Below are 10,019 nucleotides of genomic sequence, written 5' to 3' on the forward strand. Positions count from 1 at the left end.
AGCGCAGGCAATGAAACGCACGGTGATCAGTGCCCTCGTCACCATGGCACTGCTGGCCGGGGTGGCCGGCATGTCGGGGCTTGAAGGTCTGGACGCCCGCATCGCCCAGCTGCGGGAGAACTGGGTCGCCGCCCAGGCGACACCGAACGAGGAAGTCAAGGAAGCGAAGATATCCCGGCTCAACCGGGAGACGGCGAAGCTGGTGGCCCGCTTCCCGGACAACGAGACGGTGCTGCACTGGCACCGGGCCCTCGTGCACGCCGAGCGCCACTACATGCGCGGCGAGACCTGAACAGCAGACAGGGCGGGTGCCAGCGGCGCCCGCCCGGGACCCGTACTCATCCCCTGCCGGAGTGTACGTCCCGATCAGGCGTCTCGTTGCGGGACTGCCCGGCGAGATTCCGGAGCGTGCGCACGTCCTCCAGCGACAGCTCCTTGCCGTGACTGGCGATCCAGCCCCGCTCCTGGAAGCGGCGGAACAACCGACTCATGGTCTCCGGCGCCACACCCAGATAGTTGCTGAGCTCGGAGCGCGACATCGGCAGCCGGAACCGCCACGGTGACAGGCCGCGCCGCGCGAACCGCTTGGACAGGCTCAGCAGCACGATGGCGAGCCGTTCCTCGGCACTGCGATTGGCCAGCGCATGGAGCATCTCGTGATCCGAGAAGATCTCCTTGCTCATCAGCCGCAGGAGCTGACGCTGCAGGCCCGGGATACGCGTCGACAACGCCTCCAGACGCTCGAACGGCACCTCGCAGACCGTGGTGGTCTCCAGCGCCTGGGCGCCACAGGGATGGCTGCCCTCGTTGATGGCGTCGAGCCCCACCACCTCACCGGGCAGGTGGAAGCCCATGATCTGCTCCTCGCCGCCCTCGGAGAGCGTGTACGTCTTCAACGCTCCGGTACGGACGACGTAGATCGCGCCGAAACCGTCGCCGGTGCGGTAGAGGTGCTCGTGACGCTTGATGGGCCGACGCGGCTGCACGATCTGGTCGAGTTGATCGACGTCCGCACTGTCAAGGCTCACCGGCAGGCACAGCTGCACGAGCCCGCAATCGTTGCAGGCACTGCGCAGCCGCGCCACCCGGAACTCGCCGGGGTTGGGCTGGTCGCTCATGTCGCACCCTGGGTGAGTGGCAGTCCTTAATGTTCATCGTCAGCATACGACATCACCCACGGCGGAGCACAGCCCGTTCTGGGGGTATTGTCAGGCCTCAGCTTGCCTGTCTGCACTCGTGGCAAGGCGCGCTGAGCGATGTGTGGCGGCGCTACATGAGCGAAGCGCAACGCCGCCCACGGGCGCAGACGGACAAGCCCGAAGGGAGCCGCGGAGCGCTGCGGGGCTCTGAGACCTGAACAATGCATCCGGAACCGCTGTAAGGCGCACCGCACCGCTTCAGCCCAGCAGGGCCAGGGCGAGGTGCAGGCACACCGCCGCCGGCACGGCGGCAAGGACGTCGTCCAGCATGATCCCGAAGCCCCCGTGCAGGCGCCGGTCGAACACCCGTATGGGCCAGGGCTTGAGGATGTCGAAGACACGGAAGGCGACCACGCCCGCGGCCACCACTGCGGGGCTCTGCGGCGCCATCACCAGAGTCGCGGCCAGCCCTACGAACTCGTCCCAGACGATGGCGGGATGGTCGTCGACGCCCACCGCACGGGCGGTGACACCGCAGATCCAGCAGCCGACGACGAAGGCCGCCGCGAGCACCGTGACATAGGCCCACGCCGGCAGCAGCCCCAGTCCCCAGACCAGGGGCGCCGCAACGACCGTACCGGCGGTGCCCGGGGCCCGCGGAAGCAGGCCGGAACCGAATCCCAGGGCGAGGAACTGGCGTGGATCGGCGAGGCGGAACCCCCCGCTCATTTGCCATTCCCGTCGAAGTGCCGGTAGCCGGTGCGCCCTGCGACAAGTGGCGCTCCGTCCGCGCCGACGACGGTCACGGCCGCGGCACCGGCGGTAATCGCACCGATGGGCGTCACCGCCACGCCGGCGTCCGCCGCACGACACCGTACGGCCTCGCCGGCGTCCGCCGGCGCGGTGAACAGCAGCTCGTAGTCGTCGCCGCCGCTGAGGGCATAGTCCAGCGCGGCCCCGCCGCGCGCGGCCAGCGCCGGTGACAGCGGGACGTCGGCGCCACGCACCGTCGCCGCCACCCCGCTGCGCTCGCACAGGTGGGCGGCATCGGCAAGCAGCCCGTCGGAGACGTCCACCGCAGCGGTGGCGAGCCCGCGCAGTGCCCGCCCGAGGGCGATCCGGGGGGTCGGCCGGTGGAGCCGCTCGATCAGGGGGGCCACGTCGTCTCCGCGCTCGCCGGCCTGCCAGCAGGCCAGCCCCGCGGCGGCCTCGCCGGGCCACCCCGAGACCCACAGGACGTCGCCGGGGCGGGCGCCGTCACGGCGCAGGGGATTGTCCACCGGCCCGCCGACGAACAGCGATGCCGTCAGCCGCTCGCCCCGCGTGGTGTCGCCGCCGATGAGCGCCACGCCGTGGGTCCGCGCGAGCGCGTCCAGCCCGCCGCGCATGGCGGTGAGCCAGTTCTCGTCCACCGCCGGCAGGGTCAGCGCCAGCAGCGCCCAGGCAGGCTCCGCGCCCATCGCCGCCAGGTCGCTGAGGTTCACGGCCAGCAGCTTGTGGCCGATGCTCGCCGGCGGGGCGTCGGCGGGGAAGTGGACGTCCTCGATCATGGTGTCCACGGCCAGCGCGAGGGTCGTGCCGCCGACCTCGACCAGGGCGGCATCGTCGCCGCAGCCCAGGGTCACGTCGCCGCGCTCGGCCCCCAGGCCGGTGAAGAACCGCTCGATCAGCGCGAACTCCGAGAGGCTCATCCCTGCTCCGGCCGGAACCACTCGGGGTAGAGGGTGGCGATGGCCTCACCGCCGGCACGCCAGCCGTGGCAGCTGTTCATGAGCATCGGGCGACCGTCGCTGTCCGGCGGCGGATGGATGGTCTGGTAGGCGGTGGTGGCGATCGGGCGCAGCAGCTCGAAGAGGTGGGTGCAGCCCTCGACGCTCCCGATGCGTGAGCGAACCGCCTTCATCCAGCCGGGGCCGATGCGCACGCCCACCAGCGACTGGAAGGCAGCGGTCGCGCCGGGGCAGTCCGGGAACGGGGTCGCGTCCATGCTCGCGGCGACCTCGCGGATGGTGAGGTCGTCGTCCAGGGTGACGCGCAGCGCCATGTCGTGCACCGGCTCGCCGGGCGCGAGCTCACCGCGGAAGCGCAGCCGGAAAGCGCCGTCCTTGACGTCCGTTAGCCGGGCCTCGATCTCCCAGAGGCCGTCCTCGCGGCGGAAGCCGTCCAGCTCGATGCGGCGGCGGTGCAGGCGACGGCGCGGCGCGGGCTCGGGCAGGGCCATCAGCCTTCCCCGGCGCCGAGCTCGGCGCGGCGCAACGCGCTGTCGTGGCCGACGCGGTCGAGCACGCCGTTGATGAAGCGGTGGCTCTGCTCGGCGCCGAACGCCTTGGCGAGCTCCACCGCCTCGTTGAGCACCACCCGGTAGGGTACCTCCATGCGCTCCAGCAGCTCGTAGGCCCCCAGGCGCAGGATCGCCTTCTCCACGGGGTCGAGGGTGCGGAACGGGCGGTCCAGGTGCCCCTCGAGCGCCGCATCCAGGCGCGAGGCCGAGGCCGGGACGCCGTGGAGGAGCACGGAGAAGTACTCCAGGTCCGTGCGGCCCATGCGGTAATCCTCGAGGAACTGCTTCTCGATGGAGGCGATGTCCTGGCCGGCGACCTGCCACTGGTAGAGCGCCTGCAGCGCACGCCGGCGGGCCCGGCTGCGCCGGCGATAGTCCTCGTAACGCGGGGTTGGGGTCATCTGCGTCCTCAGTCGAGCCGCCGCAGCAGGCTGATCATCTCGAGCACGGACATGACCGCCTCCGCGCCCTTGTTGCCGGCCTTGGTGCCAGCGCGCTCGATGGCCTGCTCGATGGTGTCGGTGGTGAGCACGCCGAACGCCACTGGCACATCCGCACCCATCTGCACCTGGGCGAGGCCCTTGGTGCACTCGCCGGCGACGTAATCGAAGTGCGGCGTGCCGCCGCGGATCACGCAGCCCAGCGCCACGATGGCGTCGTAGCGCCCGGCCCCGGCCAGGCGCTGGGCCGCCAGCGGCAGCTCCCAGGCACCGGGCACGCGCACCAGGTCGATGCCGGCGTCGTCCACGCCGTGCCGGGTGAGGCAGTCGTTCGCGCCCTCGACGAGGCGGTCGACGATGAATGCGTTGAAGCGCGTCGCCACCAGGGCGATACGGGCGTCACGCGCGGTGAAGTCACCTTCTATCGTGTTCATTGGGTCCGGACCTGGCTGTCAGGGATGATGGCTTGGTTGCAGTCCTGGGGCTAGCGTTCGGGCTCGATGTACTCGACGACCTCCATGCCGAACCCGGAGAGGCCGTGCATCCGCTTCGGCGAGGAGAGCACGCGCATGCGGCGCACACCGAGATCGGTGAGGATCTGCGCGCCGACGCCGTAGGTGCGCAGGTCCTGGCTGGCCTCGCCCTCGGCGCGGCCGCCCTGGGTCTCGTCGATCTGGCCCGCCTGCAGGCGCTGGTAGTCGCGCATGCGCGCGAGCACGTCGGTGGCGTCACTGGGACGGCGCAGCATCACCACCACCGCCGTCTCCTCCTCGCCGAGCTGCTCCAGCGCCGGGCGCAAGGGCCAGCTCTGCTCCAGGCCGGTCGCGTCGAAGAGGTCGGAGAGGGTGTTCTGGATGTGCACGCGCACGAGCACCGGGTCCTCCGGGCGCGGACGCCCGCGCACCAGCGCGAAGTGCAGCGCCCCGTCGACCACGTCCTGGTAGGCGTACAGATGGAAGCGCCCGTGACTCGTGGGCAGCTCGCAGTCGGCGACCCGCTCGACGGTGCGCTCGTTGCGCACCCGGTAGGCGATGAGGTCCGCGATGGTGCCGATCTTGATCCCGTGCTCGCGGGCGAAGGCCATGAGGTCGTCGCGCCGCGCCATGGTGCCGTCCTCGTTGAGGACCTCGACGATCACCGCGGCCGGCTCGAAGCCGGCGAGGCGCGCAAGATCGCAGCCCGCCTCCGTGTGGCCGGCACGCGTGAGCACCCCGCCGGGCTGGGCCATGACCGGGAAGATGTGCCCCGGCTGGACGATGTCCTCCGGGCGTGCCTGGGGCGCGACCGCCGCCTGGACGGTGCGGGCGCGGTCGGCCGCGGAGATGCCGGTGGTCACGCCCCGCGCCGCCTCGATGGAGAGCGTGAAGTTGGTGCCGTGCTGGTCGCCGTTGTCATTGACCATCAGCGGCAGACGCAGCTGCTCGCAGCGCTCGCGGGTCAGCGTCAGGCAGATCAGTCCGCGGCCGTAGCGTGCCATGAAGTTGATGTCGTCCGGGCGGACCATGGACGCGGGCATGAGCAGGTCGCCCTCGTTCTCCCGGTCCTCGTCGTCCATGATCACGACCATGCGCCCCTGGCGCAGCTCGTCGATGATCTCTTCGGTGCTGTTGAAGGCCATTGATGTCGTTCTCCGATCCCGTGGGCGCGCCGTCAGCCGCCGAAGCCGTGACGGGCGAGGAACGCCCGGGTGATGCCGCCGTCGCCGTCCGCCCCGCCGCCGCTCATCAGGCGTTCCAGATAGCGCGCGATGATGTCCACTTCCAGGTTCACGGTGTCGCCGGCGGCCCGCCCGCCGAGGGTGGTGACCGCGGTGGTGTGCGGCACCAGGTTGAGCTCGAACTCCGCGCCCGCTACCGCGTTGACCGTGAGGCTCACGCCGTCGATGCAGATGGAGCCCTTCTCGGCGATGTAGCGGGCCAGGCGCTCCGGCGCGCGGAAGCGCCAGCGCTCCGAGCGTCCCTCCGGGCGGCGCCAGACCACCTCACCGAGCCCGTCCACGTGGCCGCTGACCAGGTGCCCGCCCAGCGGCGTGGCGAGCGTCAGCGCCTTCTCCAGATTCACCGGGTCGCCGGTGCGCAGCCCACCCAGGGTCGTGCGCTCCAGGCTCTCGGAGGAGACGTCCGCCTCGAAGCGCGGGCCGTCGATGCGCACCGCGGTGAGGCAGCAGCCGTTGACCGCGATGCTGTCTCCGATACCGACCTCCGCGAGGCCGAGCTCCGGGGCCTCGATGGTCAGCCGGCGACCGCCGTCCACGGCGGTCTGGCCGCCGACGCGGCCGAGGCACTGCACGATCCCGGTAAACATCCTTCTCAGCCCTCTCCCGCCGGCGCGAGCACCAGCCTCAGATCATCGCCCACCTGACGGCGGTCCGTCACCCGCAACGGGATTCTGTCCGCCATAGCCTCGAGTTCTGGCAGCACGAGCAGACCGCGGGCGGCATCGCCCATCAGGTGCGGCGCATAGTAGACGATCAGCTCGTCGGCGAGGCCGGCGGCGACCACCGCGCCGGCCAGGGTCGGCCCCGCCTCCACCATCACCTCGTTGACCCCGTCCCGCGCCATGGCGGCGAGCACGGCGGTCAGCACGGGGCGCCCCTCCGGGTCCGGCGGCAGCGGTACCACGCGGGCACCGGCGGCCTCCAGCGACGCCACCCGGGCGTCGTCCGGCCAGCTGCAGAACACCGTCACGCCGCCACCGTCGGTGACCAGACGGGCCGTCTCCGGCAGGCGCAGGGACGGGTCGATCACGTAGCGCGCCGGCTGCACCACCGGCGCATCGACGTCACGGACGGTGAGCGCCGGGTCGTCGGCGAGCACCGTGCCGATCCCCGTGAGCATGGCGCTGCTGCGTGCCCGCCAGCGATGGACGTCACGCCGGGCCGGGGCCCCGGTGATCCATCGGCTCTCGCCGGAGGCCATCGCGGTGCGGCCGTCCAGGCTCGCGGCAAGCTTCACCCGGACCCAGGGCATGCCTTCGGCCATGCGCCGGAGGAAGCCCGGGTTCAGCCCCCGCGCCTGCGCCGCCATCAGCCCGGCGGCTGTCTCCACGCCGGCGAGGCGCAGGCGCTCGAGCCCGCCGCCGGCCACCGCCGGGTTCGGGTCCGTGCCCGCGGCCACCACCCGCGCCACGCCGGCCTCCGCGAGCGCGTCCGCGCAGGGCGGGGTGCGGCCGTGGTGGGCACAGGGCTCCAGGGTGACATAGGCCGTGGCCCCGCGTGCCGCGGCCCCCGCCGCGCGCAGGGCGTGGACCTCGGCATGGGGCCCGCCGGCGCGTTCGTGCCAGCCCTCGCCGACGATCTCGCCCGCCCGGGCGATCACACAGCCGACGCGGGGATTCGGGTCCGTGGTGTACAGGCCCCGGCGCGCGAGCCGGATCGCCCGCGCCATGAGGGCGTGGTCCGTCGCGGAGAAGCTGCCCGGGCCCGGCTCACTCCCGCCGGTCATTGTCGCCGTCGCCCGTGTCCGCCGAGCGCTTCTCCAGCCCCTCGATGACCTCGCGGAAGGCACTGACGTCCTCGAAGCTGCGGTACACCGAGGCGAAACGCACGTAGGCGACCTGATCGAGCTCGCGGAGCTCCTCCATCACCCAGTCGCCGATACGGCTCGCCGGCACCTCGCGCTCGCCGGTGGACTGGATGCGCTTGCGGATCCGGTTGATCGCCGCCTCGATCGCCTCGGTGGCGACCGGGCGCTTCTCCAGGGCGCGGGACAGGCCCGTGCGCAGCTTCTCGTCCGAGAAGGGCACGCGCGAGCCGTCGCGCTTGACCACCCGCGGCATCAGCAGCTCCGCGGTCTCGTAGGTGGTGAAGCGCTCGCCGCAGGTGGAGCACTCGCGGCGACGGCGCACCTGGTCGCCCTCGCTCGCGAGCCGCGAGTCGATCACGCGGCTGTCCTGCGCCTGGCAGAAGGGGCAGCGCATCGGGTTGTGCTCAGCCCCGCCCGTAGACCGGGAAGCGGGCGCAGAGGTCCGTGACCTTGGCGCGGACCGCCTCGATCACCGACTCGTTGCCGAGGTCGTCGAGCACGTCGCACATCCAGCCGGCAAGCTCCTTCGCCTCCTTCTCGCCGATGCCGCGGGTGGTGATCGCGGGCGTGCCGATACGCAGGCCCGAGGTCACGAACGGCGACTGCGGGTCGTTGGGCACGGTGTTCTTGTTCACCGTGATGCTGGCGCGCCCCAGCGCGGCGTCCGCGTCCTTGCCGGTGACCCCCTTGTCGATGAGGTCGATGAGGAAGAGGTGGTTGTCCGTGCCGCCGGAGACGATGTTGTAGCCACGCTCGGCGAGCACGCCGGCCATCGCCCGCGCATTGTCCACCACCTGCTGCTGGTAGGCCTTGAACGCCGGGTCCAGGGCCTCCTTGAAGGCCACCGCCTTGCCGGCGATGACATGCATCAGCGGCCCGCCCTGGGTACCGGGGAAGATCAGCGAGTTGAGCTTCTTCTCCAGCTCCGGCTCGCCCTTGGAGAGGATCAGCCCGCCACGGGGACCGCGCAGGGTCTTGTGGGTGGTGGTCGTGACCACGTGGGCGTGGGGCAGCGGGTCCGGATAGACGCCCGCGGCGACCAGCCCGGCGACGTGCGCCATGTCGACGATGAAGTACGCCCCCACCTTGTCGGCGATGGTGCGCATGCGTGCCCAGTCGATGACCCGGGAGTACGCGGAGAAGCCACCGATGAGCAGCTTCGGGCGGTGCTCCTCGGCGAGGCGCTCGATCTCGTCGTAGTCGAGCTCACCGGTCTCGGCGTTCACGCCATACTGCACGGCGTTGAAGATCTTGCCGGAGAAGTTCGGCCTGGCACCGTGGGTCAGGTGGCCGCCGTGGTCGAGGCTCAGGCCGAGGATCGTGTCCCCCGGCTTGGCCAGCGCCAGATAGACCGCCGCGTTCGCCTGCGAGCCCGAGTGGGGCTGGACGTTGGCGAAGTCGGCGCCGAACAGCGCCTTGGCCCGGTCGATCGCCAGCTGCTCGGCGACGTCGACGAACTCGCAGCCGCCGTAGTAGCGACGACCCGGATAGCCCTCGGCGTACTTGTTCGTGAGCACGCTGCCCTGGGCCTCGAGCACCCGGGGACTGGTGTAGTTCTCCGAAGCGATCAGCTCGATGTGCTCCTCCTGGCGGCGATACTCGTCGTCCATGGCCTTGGAGAGCTCGGGATCGAAGCCCGCGATGGTCATATCACTGGAGAACATGCAATTTCCTCTCAACGCTTCGCAAAGGCAGTGCCCCGCGCACCACGGCTGCCGGGCGCAGCGGGCGATGTCACTGAATCGGACAGAATAAAGGATATCGACGGGTGTTGCATGAACGATGGCGACATCCGGACGTCCGGACAGGTAGCAGGAGGGACCGCCCGCCGGCCCGGCGGGCGGTCCAATGGCGCGCTAGGCGCTCCCGGAGGCGGCACCGGCCGGGGCCGGGGCCTCGCGTCCGGCGATATGGCGGTCGAACAGCCGGTTGGCGGCGCCCAGGGACATCAGGTGGGCGAAGACCCAGCCCAGGAACCCCTCGCGATGCAGGGCGAGGACGTCGTCGTCGCCGAGCGCACGGAAGGCCTCCTCGTCGATGGCCTGGAAGTCGTTGACGGTGAAGCGCTCACCCCCCGGGTGGCTGAGCTGGAGGGTGCGCGCACGGAGCAGGCCGAGATCCTGGAGGGTGCGCACGAATGCCTCGGTACGACGCATCTCCGCGGTAAACCCCCGCAGGAAGTCGACGACCTCGTCCAGGTAGGGCGTATTGGCGCCGTTGTCGTCGAACAGGGCCTCGCCCCCGGATTCGTTCCAGCCCTCGTAGGCGGCGTCGAAGCACACCGAGAAACGCTCCGCGTCGGTGTCGGCGAGCACGAACGGATAGCGGCGGATGAAGGCCGGGACATAGACGTTCGCCAGCCACTGACCGTCCTCGTCGAGGAACTCGTTACGCTCCGGCTCGAGGCCGAGCAGCGCGATGGGCACGGTCGGCTGCCCCTCGCCGATGAACAGGATCGGGTAGTCCCGCGCGGCCTGGTAGAACTCCTGACCGGCCAGCGGCACGAAGTGGGTGTTGGCGGCGAAGCGGCAGTCCCCGGTCGGCCTGATCCGCAGGCCCCGGTGACGCTCCCGGTTGAGCAGGGTGATCTCGCGGTAGAATAGCAGTGCACTCATCTCGGTTTTCCCCATGACGA

13 protein-coding genes are annotated in these 10,019 nt (G+C 71.1%); 1 reads left to right on the plus strand and 12 read right to left on the minus strand.

The genetic code is table 11. The features are described 5' to 3' along the window. Window positions 1-10: 10 nt before the first annotated feature. The gene (locus C516_RS0100275; RefSeq protein ID WP_018716341.1) at window positions 11-292 is read left to right on the plus strand and encodes a hypothetical protein; all 282 of its coding nucleotides are present in this window, start codon (window positions 11-13) and stop codon (window positions 290-292) included. Between the two features lie 46 nt (window positions 293-338). On the opposite strand, the gene fnr is transcribed toward C516_RS0100275, so the two are convergent. The 12 genes from fnr to C516_RS0100335 form a co-directional block, all read right to left on the minus strand. Continuing rightward, window positions 339-1,118, minus strand: a complete 780-nt coding sequence (fnr, locus tag C516_RS0100280; protein WP_018716342.1) for a fumarate/nitrate reduction transcriptional regulator Fnr — start codon at window positions 1,116-1,118, stop codon at window positions 339-341. Between the two features lie 279 nt (window positions 1,119-1,397). Continuing rightward, window positions 1,398-1,868, minus strand: a complete 471-nt coding sequence (locus C516_RS0100285; protein WP_018716343.1) for a phosphatidylglycerophosphatase A family protein — start codon at window positions 1,866-1,868, stop codon at window positions 1,398-1,400. Further along, complete coding sequence (gene thiL, locus C516_RS0100290; RefSeq protein WP_018716344.1) at window positions 1,865-2,830, minus strand: thiamine-phosphate kinase; 966 nt, start codon at window positions 2,828-2,830, stop codon at window positions 1,865-1,867. The genes C516_RS0100285 and thiL overlap by 4 nt, the downstream gene beginning before the upstream one ends. Beyond that, the gene (locus tag C516_RS0100295) at window positions 2,827-3,360 is read right to left on the minus strand and encodes a DUF2889 domain-containing protein (protein ID WP_018716345.1); all 534 of its coding nucleotides are present in this window, start codon (window positions 3,358-3,360) and stop codon (window positions 2,827-2,829) included. Before C516_RS0100295 ends, thiL begins: the two co-directional genes overlap by 4 nt. After that, on the minus strand, window positions 3,360-3,821 hold the full coding sequence (gene nusB / locus C516_RS0100300; RefSeq protein WP_018716346.1) for a transcription antitermination factor NusB: 462 nt from the start codon (window positions 3,819-3,821) through the stop codon (window positions 3,360-3,362). The genes C516_RS0100295 and nusB overlap by 1 nt, the downstream gene beginning before the upstream one ends. 8 nt (window positions 3,822-3,829) lie before the next feature. Beyond that, window positions 3,830-4,294 (minus strand): 6,7-dimethyl-8-ribityllumazine synthase, encoded by a 465-nt coding sequence (gene ribH / locus C516_RS0100305; protein WP_018716347.1) that lies wholly within the window; start codon window positions 4,292-4,294, stop codon window positions 3,830-3,832. A 50-nt stretch (window positions 4,295-4,344) separates the two neighbouring features. Beyond that, the gene (ribBA, locus tag C516_RS0100310; protein WP_018716348.1) at window positions 4,345-5,478 is read right to left on the minus strand and encodes a bifunctional 3,4-dihydroxy-2-butanone-4-phosphate synthase/GTP cyclohydrolase II; all 1,134 of its coding nucleotides are present in this window, start codon (window positions 5,476-5,478) and stop codon (window positions 4,345-4,347) included. Between the two features lie 32 nt (window positions 5,479-5,510). Beyond that, entirely contained in the window at window positions 5,511-6,164 is a 654-nt protein-coding gene (locus C516_RS0100315) for a riboflavin synthase (RefSeq protein ID WP_018716349.1), read from the minus strand. Between the two features lie 5 nt (window positions 6,165-6,169). Beyond that, the gene (ribD, locus tag C516_RS0100320) at window positions 6,170-7,303 is read right to left on the minus strand and encodes a bifunctional diaminohydroxyphosphoribosylaminopyrimidine deaminase/5-amino-6-(5-phosphoribosylamino)uracil reductase RibD (RefSeq protein ID WP_018716350.1); all 1,134 of its coding nucleotides are present in this window, start codon (window positions 7,301-7,303) and stop codon (window positions 6,170-6,172) included. After that, the gene (gene nrdR, locus C516_RS0100325; RefSeq protein WP_018716351.1) at window positions 7,287-7,778 is read right to left on the minus strand and encodes a transcriptional regulator NrdR; all 492 of its coding nucleotides are present in this window, start codon (window positions 7,776-7,778) and stop codon (window positions 7,287-7,289) included. Before nrdR ends, ribD begins: the two co-directional genes overlap by 17 nt. Window positions 7,779-7,788: 10 nt before the next feature. Further along, a complete protein-coding gene (glyA, locus tag C516_RS0100330; protein ID WP_018716352.1) occupies window positions 7,789-9,048 on the minus strand; it encodes a serine hydroxymethyltransferase in 1,260 nt (419 codons plus the stop codon). 192 nt (window positions 9,049-9,240) lie between these two features. Further along, window positions 9,241-9,999 carry a SapC family protein gene (locus tag C516_RS0100335; RefSeq protein ID WP_018716353.1) on the minus strand — a complete coding sequence of 253 codons (759 nt, stop codon included), beginning with the start codon at window positions 9,997-9,999 and terminating at the stop codon, window positions 9,241-9,243. Between the last annotated feature and the right edge of the window lie 20 nt (window positions 10,000-10,019).

The sequence above is a fragment of the Arhodomonas aquaeolei DSM 8974 genome (assembly GCF_000374645.1).
In the GTDB taxonomy this organism is placed as follows: domain Bacteria; phylum Pseudomonadota; class Gammaproteobacteria; order Nitrococcales; family Nitrococcaceae; genus Arhodomonas; species Arhodomonas aquaeolei.

Coding starts and splice junctions, on each gene's coding strand:
- ribH (WP_018716347.1), bottom strand. CDS start 4,294: ATGAACACGATAGAAGGTGACTTCACCGCGCGTGACGCCCGTATCGCC.
- thiL (WP_018716344.1), bottom strand. CDS start 2,830: ATGAGCCTCTCGGAGTTCGCGCTGATCGAGCGGTTCTTCACCGGCCTG.
- fnr (WP_018716342.1), bottom strand. CDS start 1,118: ATGAGCGACCAGCCCAACCCCGGCGAGTTCCGGGTGGCGCGGCTGCGC.
- nusB (WP_018716346.1), bottom strand. CDS start 3,821: ATGACCCCAACCCCGCGTTACGAGGACTATCGCCGGCGCAGCCGGGCC.
- ribBA (WP_018716348.1), bottom strand. CDS start 5,478: ATGGCCTTCAACAGCACCGAAGAGATCATCGACGAGCTGCGCCAGGGG.
- C516_RS0100285 (WP_018716343.1), bottom strand. CDS start 1,868: ATGAGCGGGGGGTTCCGCCTCGCCGATCCACGCCAGTTCCTCGCCCTG.
- C516_RS0100315 (WP_018716349.1), bottom strand. CDS start 6,164: ATGTTTACCGGGATCGTGCAGTGCCTCGGCCGCGTCGGCGGCCAGACC.
- glyA (WP_018716352.1), bottom strand. CDS start 9,048: ATGTTCTCCAGTGATATGACCATCGCGGGCTTCGATCCCGAGCTCTCC.
- C516_RS0100335 (WP_018716353.1), bottom strand. CDS start 9,999: ATGAGTGCACTGCTATTCTACCGCGAGATCACCCTGCTCAACCGGGAG.
- C516_RS0100275 (WP_018716341.1), top strand. CDS start 11: ATGAAACGCACGGTGATCAGTGCCCTCGTCACCATGGCACTGCTGGCC.
- nrdR (WP_018716351.1), bottom strand. CDS start 7,778: ATGCGCTGCCCCTTCTGCCAGGCGCAGGACAGCCGCGTGATCGACTCG.
- ribD (WP_018716350.1), bottom strand. CDS start 7,303: ATGACCGGCGGGAGTGAGCCGGGCCCGGGCAGCTTCTCCGCGACGGAC.
- C516_RS0100295 (WP_018716345.1), bottom strand. CDS start 3,360: ATGGCCCTGCCCGAGCCCGCGCCGCGCCGTCGCCTGCACCGCCGCCGC.